The organism is Kitasatospora sp. NPDC057595 (genome assembly GCF_042800875.1).
Classification (GTDB): Bacteria; Actinomycetota; Actinomycetes; order Streptomycetales; family Streptomycetaceae; genus Kitasatospora.
On sequence record NZ_JBHVGL010000003.1, the window covers coordinates 156,254 to 172,725 of the forward strand.

The 16,472-nt window shown below is 74.7% G+C and carries 15 protein-coding genes; 8 read left to right on the forward strand and 7 right to left on the reverse strand.

Annotated features, from left to right (window positions below; translation table 11 throughout):
- Positions 1 to 179 precede the first annotated feature (179 nt).
- Complete coding sequence (locus ACFU9E_RS06940; protein ID WP_380680955.1) at positions 180 to 1,172, forward strand: aldo/keto reductase; 993 nt, start codon at positions 180 to 182, stop codon at positions 1,170 to 1,172.
- A gap of 90 nt (positions 1,173 to 1,262) precedes the next feature.
- Here ACFU9E_RS06940 and ACFU9E_RS06945 read toward each other — a convergent pair whose 3' ends face one another.
- Positions 1,263 to 2,108 carry a class I SAM-dependent methyltransferase gene (locus ACFU9E_RS06945; RefSeq protein WP_380680952.1) on the reverse strand — a complete coding sequence of 282 codons (846 nt, stop codon included), beginning with the start codon at positions 2,106 to 2,108 and terminating at the stop codon, positions 1,263 to 1,265.
- A 272-nt stretch (positions 2,109 to 2,380) separates the two neighbouring features.
- On the opposite strand from ACFU9E_RS06945, the gene ddaH reads away from it, so the two are divergent.
- The 5 genes from ddaH (at position 2,381) to ACFU9E_RS06970 (ending at position 8,242) form a co-directional block, all read left to right on the forward strand.
- Positions 2,381 to 3,199: a dimethylargininase gene (gene ddaH, locus ACFU9E_RS06950; RefSeq protein ID WP_380680949.1), complete on the forward strand. Its 819-nt coding sequence runs from the start codon at positions 2,381 to 2,383 to the stop codon at positions 3,197 to 3,199.
- A gap of 225 nt (positions 3,200 to 3,424) precedes the next feature.
- Complete coding sequence (locus tag ACFU9E_RS06955; protein ID WP_380680946.1) at positions 3,425 to 4,879, forward strand: hypothetical protein; 1,455 nt, start codon at positions 3,425 to 3,427, stop codon at positions 4,877 to 4,879.
- On the forward strand, positions 4,876 to 6,093 hold the full coding sequence (locus ACFU9E_RS06960; protein ID WP_380680943.1) for a hypothetical protein: 1,218 nt from the start codon (positions 4,876 to 4,878) through the stop codon (positions 6,091 to 6,093). Before ACFU9E_RS06955 ends, ACFU9E_RS06960 begins: the two co-directional genes overlap by 4 nt.
- Before the next feature lie 194 nt (positions 6,094 to 6,287).
- Positions 6,288 to 6,950, forward strand: coding sequence for a Tat pathway signal sequence domain protein (locus ACFU9E_RS06965; RefSeq protein WP_380680940.1), 663 nt, complete (start codon positions 6,288 to 6,290; stop codon positions 6,948 to 6,950).
- A 182-nt stretch (positions 6,951 to 7,132) separates the two neighbouring features.
- Entirely contained in the window at positions 7,133 to 8,242 is a 1,110-nt protein-coding gene (locus ACFU9E_RS06970) for a hypothetical protein (RefSeq protein WP_380689632.1), read from the forward strand.
- Between the two features lie 15 nt (positions 8,243 to 8,257).
- Here the strand turns inward: ACFU9E_RS06970 and ACFU9E_RS06975 are convergent, their stop codons facing one another.
- Entirely contained in the window at positions 8,258 to 8,776 is a 519-nt protein-coding gene (locus tag ACFU9E_RS06975) for a hypothetical protein (protein ID WP_380689634.1), read from the reverse strand.
- Positions 8,777 to 8,975: 199 nt separating this feature from the next.
- On the opposite strand from ACFU9E_RS06975, the gene ACFU9E_RS06980 reads away from it, so the two are divergent.
- On the forward strand, positions 8,976 to 10,334 hold the full coding sequence (locus ACFU9E_RS06980; protein ID WP_380689636.1) for a M14 family metallopeptidase: 1,359 nt from the start codon (positions 8,976 to 8,978) through the stop codon (positions 10,332 to 10,334).
- Positions 10,335 to 10,464: 130 nt separating this feature from the next.
- The gene (locus tag ACFU9E_RS06985; RefSeq protein ID WP_380689195.1) at positions 10,465 to 11,133 is read left to right on the forward strand and encodes a hypothetical protein; all 669 of its coding nucleotides are present in this window, start codon (positions 10,465 to 10,467) and stop codon (positions 11,131 to 11,133) included.
- Between the two features lie 51 nt (positions 11,134 to 11,184).
- Here the strand turns inward: ACFU9E_RS06985 and ACFU9E_RS06990 are convergent, their stop codons facing one another.
- From ACFU9E_RS06990 to ACFU9E_RS07010, 5 genes are all read right to left on the reverse strand, one after another.
- On the reverse strand, positions 11,185 to 12,663 hold the full coding sequence (locus ACFU9E_RS06990) for an MFS transporter (protein WP_380689193.1): 1,479 nt from the start codon (positions 12,661 to 12,663) through the stop codon (positions 11,185 to 11,187).
- The gene (locus tag ACFU9E_RS06995; RefSeq protein ID WP_380689191.1) at positions 12,660 to 13,022 is read right to left on the reverse strand and encodes a MarR family winged helix-turn-helix transcriptional regulator; all 363 of its coding nucleotides are present in this window, start codon (positions 13,020 to 13,022) and stop codon (positions 12,660 to 12,662) included. The genes ACFU9E_RS06990 and ACFU9E_RS06995 overlap by 4 nt, the downstream gene beginning before the upstream one ends.
- Before the next feature lie 319 nt (positions 13,023 to 13,341).
- Positions 13,342 to 14,250, reverse strand: a complete 909-nt coding sequence (locus ACFU9E_RS07000; protein ID WP_380689197.1) for a Gfo/Idh/MocA family protein — start codon at positions 14,248 to 14,250, stop codon at positions 13,342 to 13,344.
- Between the two features lie 174 nt (positions 14,251 to 14,424).
- On the reverse strand, positions 14,425 to 14,985 hold the full coding sequence (locus ACFU9E_RS07005; protein ID WP_380683124.1) for a hypothetical protein: 561 nt from the start codon (positions 14,983 to 14,985) through the stop codon (positions 14,425 to 14,427).
- Between the two features lie 140 nt (positions 14,986 to 15,125).
- Positions 15,126 to 16,334 carry an MFS transporter gene (locus ACFU9E_RS07010; protein WP_380683123.1) on the reverse strand — a complete coding sequence of 403 codons (1,209 nt, stop codon included), beginning with the start codon at positions 16,332 to 16,334 and terminating at the stop codon, positions 15,126 to 15,128.
- Between the last annotated feature and the right edge of the window lie 138 nt (positions 16,335 to 16,472).

Sequence of the window (16,472 nt, forward strand, 5' to 3'; positions counted from 1 at the left end):
CCCCGTGAAGACGATCATTCTGTCGGCTCAGGAGCCTAGATCACCGGCCAGGGCCGCCGACAGGGCGTCGGCGCAGGTCAGGGACGGCCCGGTGGATAGGGTGCAAAAGGGCACGCGGACCGTGCGTCCCGTTCCCCGCACCCGCGCCCGCACTCGCACCCGTCTCAGAGGAGCCCGCCATGCCGACCGCCCCCGCCGCCGAAGCCGCCGAACCGTCGATCGCGCGGTTCGGGCTGGGCACCGCGGCCGTCGGACGGCCCGGCTACATCACGCTCGGCCGCGACCTCGACCTGCCCGCCGACCGCACCGTCGACGCCCTGCGCCAGCGCACCCACACCCTGCTCGACGCCGCCTTCGCCGCCGGGGTGCGCTACTTCGACACCGCCCGCTCCTACGGGCGCGCGGAGGAGTTCCTCGGCGGCTGGCTCGCCGCCCGGCCGCAGGCGGCGCGGGAGGTGACGGTCGGCAGCAAGTGGGGCTACACCTACACCGCCGACTGGCGGGCCTCCGGCGTACCGGTGCACGAGGTCAAGGAGCACTCGACGGCGGTGTTCGAGCGTCAGATCGAGGAGACCCGGGCGATGCTCGGCGGCCTCCCGGACGTCTACCTGGTGCACTCGGTCACGCCGGACAGCCCCGCCCTCACCGATCCCGCGCTGCACGCCGGGCTCGCCGCGCTGGCCGCCGAGGGCGTCCGGGTGGGCCTGTCCACCAGCGGCCCGGCGCAGGCCGCGGCGGTGCGGGCGGCCCTGGAGGTGACGGTCGACGGGCGGCCGCTGTTCGCCGCCGTGCAGTCCACCTGGAACCTGCTGGAGCCCTCCGCCGGCCCCGCCCTCGCCGAGGCCCAGCAGGCCGGGTGGCTGGTGGTGGTCAAGGAGGCCATGGCCAACGGCCGGCTCGCCGACCGCAACGCCACCGGCCCCGACACCGCGGCGCTGCGCACGCTCGCGGCCCGCACCGGCGCGTCCTGCGACGCCCTCGCGCTGGCCGCCGTCGCCGCGCAACCCTGGGCGGACGTGGTGCTCTCCGGCGCCGCCACCACCGGCCAGCTGGCCTCCAACCTGGAGGCCGTCGGGCTCACCGTGGACGCCGCCGGCCTGGCCGGCCTCGCGGCGCTCGCCGAGCCGGCCGAGGAGTACTGGCGCACCCGCTCCGCGCTGCCCTGGGCCTGACGGCGCCCGACCCGCCCGGCCCGCCCGACCCGCCCGGCCCGCCCGACCCGCCCGGCCCGCCCGGCCCGCCCGGCCCCTCCGCCGCCCCCGTCAGCGCGGGGCGCGGCGGACCGTCAGCATGTCCTGGGTGTGGCCGATGGCGTAGCCGCCGTCCGGCCGGGTGAAGTGGCGCCGGACGTAGGCGGCCAGGTCGGCGCGGTCGGGCAGCGGGTCCATGACGGCCAGGTCGGCCACGTTGACCATGAACTCGGCGACGTCCACCGCCTCGTCCAGGCGGTCGGTGCGGTAGTGCAGGTCGAGGGCTTCGAGCGCGTACGCGTACTCCGCGGCGGGCCGCTCGGCGTCCTGGGCCGCGTCCTGGGCCGTCTCCCAGGCCCGGTCCTGGGCCGCCAGCTGCTCGGCCAGCGGCCGCAGGTCGTAGCGCGCGCCCGTGAAGTGCGCGGCCATCCGCATGCAGGGGCTCTCCGGGTTCTGGAGCACCACCAGCAGCGTCCCGCCGGGCGCCACCCAGTCCAGCACCCGGCGCACCGTCGGCAGCCAGTCCCGCGGCGGCACGTAGTACAGCACGTGGGAGAGGTGCACCAGGTCCGCCGGCCCGGGCGGCTCGGCCGCGCCGACCGGCTCGGGCAGCACGAGCGCGTCCGGGCAGGCCAGCCGCAGCTTCTCGCGCATCGCCGCGCTGGGTTCGACGGCCACCGTGCGCTCGAAGTACTGCGCCAGGTACGCGGTGGTGCGCCCCTCGCCGGCGCCCACGTCCAGCAGCATCCGGCGGTGGTCCAGCCCGGCGACGACCTCGCCCAGCCGGGCGTGGGTGAGCGGCTTCTCGTCGGTGCCCGCGAGGAACAGCTCGAAGGCCCGGCGGTAGTCCGGGCCGGCGACGTCCAGCACCCGGACCGGACCGGCCCCCGCCGCCCTCGTTCCCGTCTCCGTCCCCATACGACGACCTCCTCCACGACGGCATGACCTGCCGGGCCAGTGCACCCCGCCGGGGCGCGGTGCCGTTGCAGGTACGTTCCTGCCCGCGTGTCCGGCGACGGGCGGGGCGTCGGCCGCCCCCGCTGGACCTCCGCCGTCCGACACCCGTGCACGCCACGGCCATGTCCACGATCGCCTCGCCCGGCACGCTCGGGGCTGCCGGAGAGCGCCACCGCGCCGACCGCGCACCACCGCCCCTCCGCATCACCCCGCCGGAAGGAAGACGACCGCCCGTGTCCCGTACCGCCCGCCCCCGCCACTACCTGATGTGCCGTCCGACCCACTTCACGGTCGACTACTCGATCAACCCGTGGATGGAGCCGGCGAAGCCGACCGACGCCGCCCGCGCCGTCGCCCAGTGGGAGCAGCTGTACACGCTCTTCCGGGACCTCGGCCACACCGTCGAGCTGATCGAACCCGTCCCCGGCCTGCCCGACATGGTGTTCGCGGCCAACGGCGCCACCGTCGTCGACGGCACCGCCCTGGTGGCCCGGTTCCGGCACGCCGAGCGGGCAGAGGAGGCCCCGGCGTACCGGGAGTGGTTCGACTCGCGCGGCTACCGCACGGTGGTGCAGGCCGAGTTCACCAACGAGGGCGAGGGCGACTACCTGCTGGTCGGGGAGCGGCTGCTGGCCGGGACGGGCTTTCGCACCGACCGCCGGGCGCACGCCGAAGCGCAGCGCGTGCTCGGCCGCCCGGTGGTCACCCTGGAGCTGGTCGACCCGCGCTACTACCACCTGGACACCGCGCTCGCGGTGCTCGACGACGACGAGATCATGTACTACCCGGCCGCGTTCTCGCCGGAGAGCCGCGCCACGCTCGCCGCGCTGTACCCGGACGCCGTGCTCGCCTCGGACGAGGACGCCGCCGTCTTCGGCCTGAACGCCGTCTCGGACGGCCGCCGGGTGGTCCTGCCGGAGGCCGCGGTCGGGCTGGCGGCCCGGCTGCGCGCGCGGGGCTTCGAGCCGATCGGGATCGACGTCACCGAGCTGCTCAAGGCGGGCGGCAGCGTGAAGTGCTGCACCCTGGAACTGCGCGGCGCACCCGCCTGACCTGCCGTTTTCGCCGGCGGCCGCCGGCGAAAATCCGGTGTCCCGCGACGGCCGGCCGGTGTTAGGGTCGTCCGGCCGGCCGCGGGACTCCGGTGCGACTTCCGAAACGTGCCTCTACAGCGATGATTCGCAGTTCGTGCCCCCATTCCCCGGCCGGCATCCATCACGGAACCGCGCGGGCGGGACCGCGCGGACGGGACCGCGCGGACGGAAGGGGACGGGGCGGTGGAGACGTACGGCGACCTGGTCGCCGCCGAGGACGTGCTGCTGTTCGTCAACGCCGCGATCACCGGCACCGGCCAGCGCGAGTTCCACAGCGGGGCCGCCGAGCAGCAGCTCTCGCTGGACTTCCTGCACACGTACATGTGCGTCAACTACCGGGGCCCGTACGCCGCCGCGCTCGCCCTCGACATCAACGACCACAACGCCGCCCTGATCGTCCGCCGGCTGCTGGAGACCTCCCGGGAGGCCACCGAGGAGCAGCGGCGCACCGAGGGCCGGCTGATCGCCCGCCGGCTGGAACTGCTGCCGCCGCAGCGGGTCTACCGGCTGATCGGCGAGCTGCGCCGGGCCAGGGTCAACAACCGCCGCACCCGCGCCATCCTGCGCGACTGGCTGGCCGCGCGCCCCGACCAGACCCTGGACGCCGTCAAGTACCGCGCCGGGCTCAAGCGGGCGCTGCGCCACGCCCACCTGCGGCCCGCCGAGGCGGAGACCGGCGACTTCCTGTACGCCCCGGGCCGGCGGGCCAAGTACCGGGCGCCGCTGCTGGACGCCTGGCGGCGCGCCCACCACCAGAAGGCCGCCGTCTTCGAGCTCCCCTACACCGTCGCCGAGTCCTTCGCGCAGCGGCACGGCATCCCGCGGGCCGCCTTCCTGGAGCGGATCGCGCCCCGGCTGACCACCCTGGAGCGGCTGCGCCTGCAGGAGTCGGCCCGTGCCCACGGGGCCGACGCCGTCGCCGCGGACCTCGCGGCAATGCCGCTCACCCGGCTCGCCTCGTACGTGCTGGGCCTGCCGCCCACCGACCGGATCGCGCGCCGCGCGGAGCTGACCGACGCCCTGCGCGGCTCGGCGCGCCGGGCCGCCCGCGCCTCCGGGGGTGTATCGGCCGGGGGCGGCTGGGGCCGGGTCGCCGCCGTACTGGACGACAGCTGGTCGGCGTACGGCTCGGGCGTCAAGCGCCGCCGGCCGCTGGCCGCCGCGCTCGCCTGCCACTTCCTGCTGGAGGCGCTGGCCGACGAGTACACGGCGCTGTGGACCTCCGGGCGCACCGACGCGCTGCTCGCCCGCCCGTCCGGACCGACCCCGCTCGGCCGCCGGATCCTGGACGCGCTCGACACCGCGCCGCAGCGGCTGGTGATCGTCTCCGACGGCTGGGACAACGCCCCGCCAGGCCTGGCCGCCGAGGTGCTGCGGGTGTGGCGCACCCGGCTGGACCCGGAGCACCGGACCAGCATCGTGCACCTCAACCCGGTCTACGACGCGGAGGGCTTCGACGTGCGCCGGCTCGCCCCGACGGTGCCCACGGCCGGGCTGCGCGACGCCGAGGACCTGCCGGCCCTGGTGGAGTTCGCCCGCTTCGCCGAGGGTCGCACCGACCTCGCGGAGCTGACGGCGCACCTCGCGGCCCGCACCGCGCGCTTCCTGTCCGCCGCTCCGGAGGGGACCGTCCGATGAGCCCCGCTTTCCCCGCCGGCCCGCCCGCCTTCCGTCTCGACCTCACCGGCCTCGACACCCGGCCCGCCCAGGTGTGGGGCGGGGTGCGCCTGGTCCCGCTGGTCCGCCCGGAGCCGATCGCCGACCTGCGGCTGCACCAGGAGCTGTACGAAGCCGAGTACGCCGCCGTCCCGGTGGGCCGCCGCGCCACCTACCACTCCTATATCCCGCACGGCTTCGTCGCCGACTGGACGCGCGACGGCACCCCGGCGGCCGCGTACGGCACCCGGCTCGACCCCGCCGCCGCCCCGTCCGCCACGCAGTCCGGCACGCCGTCCGGCACGCTGCCCGCCGCGCCGCCCGAGCGCGTCCGGGTCCGGGTGCCACGCCGGCTGGCCAAGCGCGAGGGCCGCACCCGGCTGCGCTTCCTGCCGCTGCACCTCGCCCTGGAGGGCTACCTGGCGCTGCACTTCGGCGGCCCGTCCATCGCCTGGGAGCAGTGGTCCGACCGGGCCCTGCGGCGCGGCCTGTCCCCGCGCGCCGAGGAGGCCTACTCCGGCGACCAGGTCCGCGGCCTCGCCGACGCCCTGCGCGTCTTCGAGCTCCACCCCGGCCAGTGCGGCCTGCTCGTGTACGTCGCCGACGCCCTCGCCGCCGCCTTCGTCGTCCCGCACCCCGACGACTACCGCGCCCTGCACCGCACCCTGCTGCTGGACCTCTACGGCGAGCTGATCCACCACTACGCCCTGCTGTCCGCCCCCGTCCCGGACTTCCGGGCCGACCTGCGCGGGGCCGGCCCGATCAACTCCGTCGCCGACCTGCGCGCCGCCGTCGCCCGGCAGGAGCACGCCTGGACCGCCTTCCACGACGACACCATGGCCGGCGGCCTCCTGGACACCGCCTACCGGGCCCGCACCGTCCACCGCCTGGGCCGGTTCACCCTCAGCCGCTTCCTGCCGGAGTTCCGGCCCCGCCGGGAGAACCACATCGGCGAGGCGGTCACCGACGAGCACGGCCGCATCGCCTACCTCAAGACCTTCCGCCTCCCCGAACCCCAGATCCGCCGCGGCTACCTGCTGGACCGCCTCGCCGCCCACGACTGGCACCTGCCCACCACCGCCACCGCCCTGAACCTCACCGAACCCCAGCTCGCCCTCCGCCTGGACGCCGCCGGCTTCGGCGAACTGCTCCGCCAGGACGTCCTCGGCCACTACCGCCGCGCAGCACGCGGGTAGCGCCCGACCTCCCTCGTCGACGCCGGACCTCGGGCGATCGTTGCTGACGAATTGTCAACAAGTGCCGCTCCACTCCTTGACGGTGTGCGGACAGCGCTCTACAACGTAGTCAACTGCCGGGCGCCGGGCCCCACTTCCTTCGGCGTCGCCGGCCGTCTGCCCGCTCGTCCCCCCACCGAGAACGAGGCACCCTCATGCGTTTGCACCCCTGCCTTGCCCTGGCCGCGGCCGCCATCACCCTGGCCGTCGGTGCGCTGCCGGCCGCCGCGGCGCCCGCCGCCGGGTCCGTGCTGACCGCCGGCGGAACGGCCGTCGCGGTCGGCGACGTCCTTCAGGCGCCGCTCGCCGCCGGCACCCGCGCCACCTTCTCCTCGGACACCACCGGCTCGACCGGGGTCTTCTGCGGCACCTCGCCGCTGACCGCCAAGGTCCTGAGCAACCCCGCCGCGCCGGGCACCGCCACCGCCTCCCTGACCGGCCTCACCTTCGGCTCCTGCACGGCCAACGTCACCGGCGTCACCTCGGTCAAGAGCCTCACGGTCGGCAACCTCGCGTACGGCGTGACGGTCGCCGACTCCGCCGGACTGCCGGTCACCCTCACCGCCGGGCCGGCCGGACCGATCCAGGCCTCGGCCGTGCTCAACAGCTGGTTCGGCACCCTCACCTGCACCTACCAGCTCAGCGGCGCCTTCACCGGCAACGCCGACAACACCGCGCACGCCCTGGTCTTCCGCAACGCGCACTTCGTCAAGAGCGCCGGTTCCGGCCTCTGCCCCGGCGAGGGCTACTTCTCCGCGACCTACGGCCCGATGGCCGACTCCACCCAGCCCGGCGGCCCGGCGGTCTCCGTGAACTGACCCCCGGCCCAACCCGACCCGGCCCGCGAGCGGTGTGCCCCCGCCCACCGCTCGCGGGCCGCCGCCGGAAGGGCCGCCGCCAAAAAGTGTGGCGCCGGTGATCCCGACGTCGCTAAGCTCGCGCCGATGATGATTCCTTCTCTTCACGAAGTGGGGGTCCCGTCCGCGCAAGGTGAGTGCTGATGGTCATGCACTCCGCGCGCGGGGATTCCCGGCTCTCCTTCTGGCTGCACGTGCGCGAGTTCGCCGTGCCGGCCTCGGTCATCGAGACGACGACGGCCCGGCGGCTCGCCGGGGACTGGGCGGGGGCGTGTGCCGCCGCCGGAGTCGAGGTCGACCTCGATCTGCGCACCGCCGCACGCCGGTACGGGCGCGAACTCGCCGCCCGGGTCCGGGGCGACCTCCAGGGGTTGGCACCCGACCTGCTGCGCTGGCACCTCCCGCGCATCGCGACCGACGGGCTGCTGCGCCCCGGGCTGACCGTCCCGCTCGCCCGGTACGGTGACGTGCGGCTGGTGGTGCGCACACCTCCCGCCGGGGCGAGCGGCACGCAGCGGTTCGGGCTCGCGCTGCACGACGTCCGCGACGGCACCGCCGGCCGGGCGAACGCCCACCCCCACCCGCACCCCAGCCGACGGTTCCGGCTCGACCTGCACCGGCACCTGTGGGACGCCCGCCGCAGCGGCGAGTTGGCCGTCCGCCTCGGCGGCCCCGAACGGTGGGTGGCCGAGGCGCGGATCCTGCTCCGGACCGACGGGCACCCCGACGGGGCCGGCACCGTGCTCGTCAGGCTCGGGGCACGACGGCAGCTGGTGGTGGACACGGGCGACGGTCACGCCATGCCGCCCGACCTGCCGCGGCTTCCGCTGCTCCCGGACGCGGCGGCCCACGTGCCACCCGACCTGGAGCTGCTGCGGGCCGGGCTGATCGGGCCCGAGCGGCTGCACCCGCTGGTCGCCGAGGCCCTGGCACCCGGCCACTCGGTAGCCGCCGGCAGCCCGGATCCCGGTCCCGGCCCCGACGGGCCACGCCTCGTCGACTGTCGCGGGGCCCGGCACCGGATCGGCCTGGTCGACGGGGTGCTGACGGCCCTGGACCACTCCCCGGCGGAGATCCGTCGCGAGGAGCTGCTGATGGCCCTGACCGGCACCCCTCTCCCCTGCCTGCAGGCCGTCGACGACGCGCACCGCCGCCCGGAGAGCCTCGCCGACGTCCGCGCACGCCTGTTGCACGGCGACACCGCCGGCGCGCTGTCCGGCTGGGCGCGGGTGGTGCGGCTCGGGGGTGGCTGACGGCTCCCGGCCGGCTCAGGCGATCTTGGCGCAGAGGGGGTCGGCGGAGCCGTGCCGGAGGGTGAGGGTGCGGTAGCCGGTGGCGCCGATGTCGACGGTGTAGACGCCGTCGACGGTGTAGAGGTCGCGGGGCAGGCTGCCCGCGCCGGTGCCGAAGCCGAGCAGGATCGGGCCGTGCGCCTGCCAGGTCTGCGAGCCGTCGGGGCGGTACTCGACGTGGGAGCGGCCGCCGGCGTCGGCGTCGTGGTGGGCGCCGGTGAGGGTGTTGGTGAGCCGCATGACCAGGGCGCCCCGGTAGGCGACGCGGCGGACGGTGCCGTCGGGGTCGGCGGCCAGCACGTGCCGCTCGACACGGTCGACGACGGGTTCGAGGTGCACGGGGAAGTCGCAGCGGGCGCCGGCCGGCAGGTCGAAGGACGGCGAGGGCCAGGGCTCCCAGCCGCCGCGGTCGTCGGCGCCGGCCGTCGGCGCCGCGGCCAGGACCGCGGCGAGGGCGGTGGCGGCGGTGGCGAGGCGGAGCGGAATACGGTGCACAGCGGTTCTCCTGACGGTTCGGCGGACGGTGCGGCTCCCCAGCCTGACAGCGGCCCCTGACCGGATTCAACCACCGTCTCCCCGCTCGGGCCGCCCAACTCCTTGACGATTGCATGACATTGACGGACCATCATGCTCGCGGCGCCGCACCCGCCTCCTCCACCGTTCCGTCCCTACGGACCCCCACAGGAGGACAGTCATGCGACTGCCCCGTCGAGGATCGCCCGCCACGGTCACCGCCGTCCTGCTGGCCCTCGCCCTCGCCGTCCCGCTCACCACCCAGGCCACCGCGCAGCCGGCCCCCGCGGCCGCCGCGAACGCGGGCCCCGATGCCACCTTCGCCCGGCAGTACCGCCTCGACGGCCCCCGGACCGTCGCCGAGCGCACCGCCGTCGCCGCCACCGGCGCCTCCGTCGACGCCGTCCGGCCCGACTCGCTGACGGTCACCGCGACCCCCGCCGAGGTCGCCCGGCTGCGGGCGCTCGGCTGGTCGCCCGTCCCGCTGCCCGGCCCCCGGTACGGCGCCGAGCCCGGCCTGGAGGGCGTCGGCGCGGCGCTTTACGACTTCCCGTCCGCCGACTCCGGCTACCACAACTACGCGGAGGCCTCGGCCGACATCGACGCCGTCGTCGCCGCGCACCCCGACATCATGAGCAAGCGGGTGATCGGCACCTCCTACGAGGGCCGGCCGATCGTCGCCGTCAAGATCAGCGACAACGTCGGCACCGACGAGGACGAGCCCGAGGTGCTCTTCACCGCCCACCAGCACGCCCGCGAGCACCTCACCGTCGAGATGTCGCTCTACCTGCTGCACGAGTTCGGCGACAAGTACGCCTCCGACCCCCGGATCGCGAACGCCGTCAACAGCCGGGAGATCTGGGTGATCCCGGACCTCAACCCGGACGGCGGCGAGTACGACATCGCCACCGGCCGCTACCGCAGCTGGCGCAAGGACCGCCAGCCGAACCCGGGCAGCAGCTACGTCGGCACCGACCTCAACCGCAACTGGGACTACCGGTTCGGCTGCTGCGGCGGCTCCTCCGGCTCCACCTCCAGCGAGACCTACCGGGGCAGCGGACCGGAGTCCGCCAAGGAGACCAAGGTGGTCGCCGACTTCGTCCGCGGCCGGGTGGTGGGCGGCAAGCAGCAGATCACCGCGGCCATCGACTTCCACACCTACAGCGAGCTGGTGCTCTGGCCGTTCGGCTGGACCACCGCCGACACCGCCACCGGCATGAGCGCCGACGAGTACAACACCTTCGCCACCCTCGGCCGCTCGATGGCCGCCACCAACGGCTACACGCCCGAGCAGTCGAGCGACCTCTACATCACGGACGGTTCGATCGACGACTGGCTGTGGGGCGCGCAGCGGGTGTTCGCCTACACCTTCGAGATGTACCCCGGGCCGAACGGCGCCAGCGGCTTCTACCCGCCCGACGAGGTGATCGGACGCGAAACCTCCCGCAACCGGGAGGCCGTGCTGCGGCTGGTGGAGACGGCCGACTGCGTCTACCGCGCGATCGGCAAGCAGCAGCAGTACTGCGGCATCGCCAACTGACCGCAGGAGAAGCGGCCCGCCCGGACCCCCGTGGTCCGGGCGGGCCGTTCCCCTGTCGGCGAACGTGCCCACCGGAAGGGTCCGTTTGGGTTAGGAAGGTGGTCCGGGGCGAGTGGAACGAGGGGAATCCATGACCGGTACCGCGAAGTTCGGAAGGCTCTACCGACGGTCGTTCCCGGTGCGGTTCACCACCGTCACCCTCGCCTACCTGCTGGCGGTCGTCGCGCTCGCCTGGCTGCTGTCCAGCCGCGACCGCCACTTCCCCTGGTTCCCACCGGGGTTGCTCTACATCGCGGCGATCCTCGGCTACCCCGTGCTGCTGCTCGTCCCGTGGCAGTGGACGCAGGCGGTCTGCCGCGAGCACCGCACCGGGCCGCTGGCCAGGGCCGGCCTGGTGGCCCTGCTGCTCGGCGGCGGGGCCTTCGCCGCCCTGTCGCTCGGCCGCGCTGAGCAGCAGGCCCTGCACGAGCGGGGCACGGCGGTGGCGGCGGCGGTGGTGCGCCACGAGGAGGATCCGGGCGACCCGGAACTCGGCGCCTCCGCGTCCTACCGGTACGTGGTGCGGCTGCCGGGCGGCGGGGAGGAGTCCTTCTCCGCCGACAAGGACGAACTGCCGCTGACCGAGCAGCCGGTGACCGTCACGGTCGACCCGCTCGGCAAGGTCGACAGCATCGCGGGCACGCCCCCGTCCGCACCCGCCACCGCGCCGTGGGCGGCATCCTTCGCGCTCGCGTTCGCGGGGGCGCTGACGGTCGCCGCCGCCACCCGCTTCCATCCCCGCGCCCGCCCGTCGGCCTGACCCGAGAAGCAGTTCCACCCCGGCCCGGGCCGACGGCCCCGGCGACGGCGGTCATCCGGAGGGCGTCCGAACGGCGCCGGGCGAGGCCGCGGTCAGGACGGCCCCGGGCGGGCGTAGGCGGGCGAGAGCGAGGCAGGCCGTGGTCGTGACCGCCATCGCGGCGATGCCGACCACCGCCGCCGTGGTGTAGGCGCCGTCCTTCGGGAAGGGATGGCCGGCGTCGGTGCCGGCGGACAGGATCAGGCCGCCCATGGCGCTGCCCAGGGAGTATCCGACGCTGCGGACGACGTAGTTGAAGCTCATGGCGCTCGACGTCTCACTCCTGGGGGTGACGGCCAGGATGACGCCGGGCAGAGCGGCCGAGAAGCCGCCGACGCCAAAACCCAGCACGCCCATGGCCACGAACAGCTCGGCCGGGTTCGACCGGGCCGTCGCGAAGAGAACGAACCCGCCACCTACGACGACGGCGCTGCCGGCCAGGAGCAGGGGCGCGTCGATCCGCGCCCGGACCCGAGGCGTGAGCTTGCCGGCGACGAACCCCAGCGCGGAGAACGGGACGAGGACCAGCCCGGCGACGAAGGTGGTCAGCCCAAAGCCGTAGCCGGCGCTGTCCGGCGTCTGCGCGTACCGGGTGATGAGCGTGAGGAGGAGGTACATGCCGATCCCGCCGACGAACGTGGCGATGTTCGCCCCGGCGACCACCGGGTGCCGAACCGCCCGGACGTCGACCAAGGGCGTCTCGCTACGCAGCTCCGAGGCGGTCCAGACGCAGAGCAGGAGCACGGCGACGACGGCGAGGAGCACCGCCACGACGAGGTGCCGGCTCCACAGACTCGTCTGGCTCGCGAGGAACAGGACGAGGAACAGTCCGGCCGCCAGGAGCAGCGCCCCCGCCGCACCCACCGGGGCGGAGCGGCCCTCGGGAGCCATCGGCATGGAGCGCCGCGCGGCCAGGAACGCGATCGTGGTGACGACCAGACCGAGGCCGTAGGCGGCGCGCACCCCGCCGACCTCGGTGAGCAGCGCGGCAAGCGGGTAGCCGATTCCGGCCCCGATGATCGAGACCACCGAGAGCAGAGCGATCGTGGCCGCGCTGCGCTCCTCCGGGAGATGGTCCCGCGCCACGCCCATCATCAGCGCTGTCAGACCGAGCCCGACGCCTTGAGCCGCCCGCCCGACGAGCAGCCACGCGAACGGCAGTGGCAGCACCGTGAGCGCACTGCCGACGACGACGACCGCCAGCGTGACGAGAATCGTGGCACGTCGGTGCGGGCCGGCCCCGAGCCGGCCGAGGACGGGTGTGGCGACGGCGCCGGTCAGCAGCGTGATGGTCAGCGTCCACTGCGCGCTGTCGAGTGAGACGTGGAAGGTGGTCGCCACGCTGGTGATGAGAGGCGTTCCGAGGCTGCCGACCGCTGCCACGACCAGGGCTATGAACATCAGGGAGGGGACCAGCCGCCGCGCTTCGGAGCGCCCCGGGGTTCCGGCGGTCCCGCCGACCGGCCACCTCGTCGAGGATCGCCACGTCATTGTTTCGGCCCTTCTCGATCCTGGTCGTCGAGCGCCGCCAGATGCAGCAGCGCCGGAAGAGCGGCCGCCAGGGCCTCGACCTCGTCGTCGGTGAGGCTGCCGATCAGTCCTGCGAACGCATCGACACCCGTCTGGCGCCGCGCCCGGACGTAGGACGCGCCGGCCTCGGTCAGGAACACCAGCGTGACCCGCTTGTCGGACGTGTCGCGTCTCCGCTCGACCAGCCCGGACTCCTCCATCACCCGGACCAGGACGGTCATCGCGGGCTGGGTGACGCCTTCGATCGCGGCCAGATCGGTGATGCGCCGTGGGCCGGTCCTGTCCAGGGTCGCCAGGGTGGCGGCGGAGGTGAGGCTCATGTCGCGGGGAAGGCGTCTCACAGCCCTGGTGGCCAGTCCGTAGAGGACTGACCCGATGTCGGTGGTAGCGCCACGCGCGGCGTCTTGACGGCCCATGGCTGAAGCATAGTCGATTTATATGAAGTCTTTATGCATATGGCCGAGCGGCTCTGCCCGCGGATCTCCGCCGCCCACACCCCCCTTTACCGCAGGCGGTGCCGTGGTGCGGGCCCCAGCGGCGTGCTGACGCGCCCGCACCACGGTGGAGTCCACCAGGATGTCCCGGTCGAGTCCCCCGTCCCGGTTCACACGGCGGGGGATTCCATGCGCTGATGTGACGTCAGAGGCTCTTGACGCTCTCGATGCGCTCCACGATCAGTTCGCAGAGTTCGTGGGTGCGCAGGGCGTCGTGGGCGTCGAGGGTGCGGCCGGTGCGGACGGCGGCGAGGAAGGCGAGGACGACCTGCTCGATGCCGCGCTGGCGGGCGACCGGGACCCAGTCGCCGCGGCGGCGGACGGTGGGCTGGCCGCGGTGGTCGATCACCTCGGCGAGGTTGTGGACCTCGCGCTTGGAGTCGGCGCCGGAGACCTCCAGGATCTCCTCCGTCGATCCGGAGAGGCGGTTCATCAGGCCCAGGGCCGTGAAGCCGTCGCCGGCGAGGGTGAGGACGACGTGCTCGACCAGGCCGTCACGCACCCGGGCGCGGACGTCCACGTGCTCGATCTCGCCGGGGGCCAGGAAGCGCAGGGTGTCGACGACGTGGATGAAGTCGTCGTAGACCAGGGTGCGGGCGGCCTCGGGCAGGCCCTCGCGGTTCTTCCGGAGCACGATGAGGTCGCGCGGGCGTTCGAGGGCCTGGGCGTAGCCGGGGGCGTGGCGGCGGTTGAAGCCGACCGCCAGGGAGCGGCCGGTGCGGTCGGCGAGGTCGACCAGGCGGCGGGCGCCGTCGAGGGTGTGGTCGAGCGGCTTGTCCACGTAGACGTCGACGCCGGCGGTGAGCAGCTGCTCGACGATCGGCACGTGCTGGTCGGTCGCCGCGTGCACGAAGGCGGCCCGGATGCCGCTGTCGATCAGTCGGCCGAGGTCGGTGAACCGCTGCTCCGGGGCGATCCGGTACGCCTCGCCGAGCCGGTCCAGCTTGGCGGCGTCCCGGGTCATCAGCCGCAGGTCCAGGCCGGGCAGCGCGCCGAGGACCGGCAGGTAGGCCTTCTGCGCGATGTCACCGAGCCCGATCACCCCGACGGGCAGTGGGGCGTCGGGAACAGCGGTCGAACTCATCAGATCTCCACAGGTGCGTGAGCCGGTGTCGCCCCCACCCTATGCACCGCCCGAACAAAACCGAACGGGGCCGGACCGGCCCGGGCCGGTCGCGGACCGGGCCGGTCGCGGACCGCCGGGTCCGCGACCGGCCCCGAGGAGGGATCAGGGGCAGAGCTGGTGGGTCGTCGGGGTGCACTCGGGGTCGGGGTCGATCGGGCCGGTGCCGCCGGGGTGGTAGTTGGACCACCAGAGGGGGGTGCTGCCGTAGTAGACGACCAGGTTGCCGCCGTTCTGGATGGCCAGGTAGGCGCCGGGGTGGCGGCCGGTGCGGCTCTCCCAGAGCGGGCGCCACGCGGCGTCGTAGGCGGTGAGGTTGCCGTCGGCCTGGACGTAGAAGTAGGTGCCGAGCCCGTAGGTGCCCACGGCGGTCCAGATCGCGACGCCGTTCTTGTAGAGGACGACGTGCCCGTCGTACTGCTGGTACAGGACGGTGCTGCCGTCGGGCGAGGACCAGCTCTGGCCTCGGGTCAGGCCGGCGGTGGCCTGGATGACCGTCTGGTTGGCGTCGGAAGCGGGAGCCGCGGCGACCGTGACGGCAGCGGCGGGGGCGGAGGCGGGGGCGCCGTCGGCCGCCTGGGCGGGAGCGCCCAGCAGCCCGGTCGCCATCAGGACGGCGCCCAGCGCGACGCCGGCGCGGGGAACGAGGGAACGCGCGATGCTCATGACGGACACTCTCCTCAAGTCACTTCTCCGAACGGCCTGCTGTTGGCCTGCCGAGGAGAAGTCTCACCGCACGCGAACCGGGCGGGCAAAGCCCTTCGACCCAGCCCGAATCCGGACACCGGTCGGCCGCGATCCCCGGCTCAGGCGGTCGACAGCCCGGCCCGGCGCAGCAGGTAGAGGCCGGAGGCGGCGGCCAGCACGGCCATGCACGCGGCGAAGACCAGGCCCGCGTCCGACAGCCCGAGGGGCTGGGCCAGCAGGCCGACGCCGATGACGGGGATCGAGATGCCGAAGTAGGCGACGACGAAGAGCGCCGAGAGCGCGCCGCCGCGGTGTTCGGCGGGGGCGGCGGCGGCGATCTCGCCGACCGCGCCGCGCAGGCCCATGCCCTGGCCGGCGCCGCCCACCAGGGCGGCGAGGACCAACGGCGCCAGCAGGGTCCAGGCGAGCGACGAGGCCAGCAGGGCGAGCCCCGCGATGAGCACCAGGCAGCCCAGCGGGATGGCCCGGGCGGTGCCCAGCTTCGGCACCAGGAGCTGGCCGAGCGTGGAGCCGAAGAACGCCAGGAAGACGATCAGGCCGGTGGCCGCGTGGTTGTGGACGCCCAGGCCCTGCGCGAGGAAGGCGGGGCTGACCGAGGTGAAGACACCCAGCAGCGAGAAACCCGCGAAGGCGGCGAGGCCGGCCGGCACGAAGACACCGCGGACCTCCGGCGGCAGCGACGGCCGGCGCGGGCGGGCGGTGCGCAGCGGCCGGGCGCCCGCGACGGTCTCCGGCAGGGAGCGGAGGACCGCGAACGAGGCGGCGAGCAGCACCAGGTGCACGGCGAACGGCAGGATCAGCGGGTGCGGCGCGTACTCGGCGAGCACGCCCGACAGCAGGGGTCCGCAGCCGAGGCCGCCCATGTTGGCGGCGGTGGCGGCGAACGCGGCCCGGGCCCGGCGGCCGGGCGGGGCGAGTTCCAGGACGTAGGCGGTGGCGGTGCCGGTGAACAGGCCGGCCGACAGTCCGGAGAGCAGCCGGCCCAGGCAGAGCATCGGCAGGCCGCCCTCGGCGAGGAAGGCGACGGCGCTGCCCGCCGCGCAGGTCAGCCCGCAGAGCAGCACGGGGCGGCGGCCGACGGAGTCGGAGACGTTGCCGACGAGCAGCAGGACGCCGATGACACCGAAGGCGTAGATGGCGAACACGACCGTGACCATCAGTTCGGAGAAGCCGATCTCCTCCTGGTAGAGGCCGTAGAGCGGGGTGGGCAGGGTGGTGCCCGCCATGCAGACGGCGAAGGCGGCGGCGGCCCCGAGGTAGTCCAGGTGGCGCGGGGTCCGCGGAGAGCCGGTCGGACGATCGGTCACCAGCCCACGGTAGGCGGCCGGGGACGGGCCCGCGGCGGCGGGCTGCGCCGAATGGCCGCCCGGGTGACCGGTGCGGGCGCCGGTCCGGGGCCGGGCAGCGGTCCCGGGTGCGGTCCCGGCACCGGGCGGGGTGCGGGC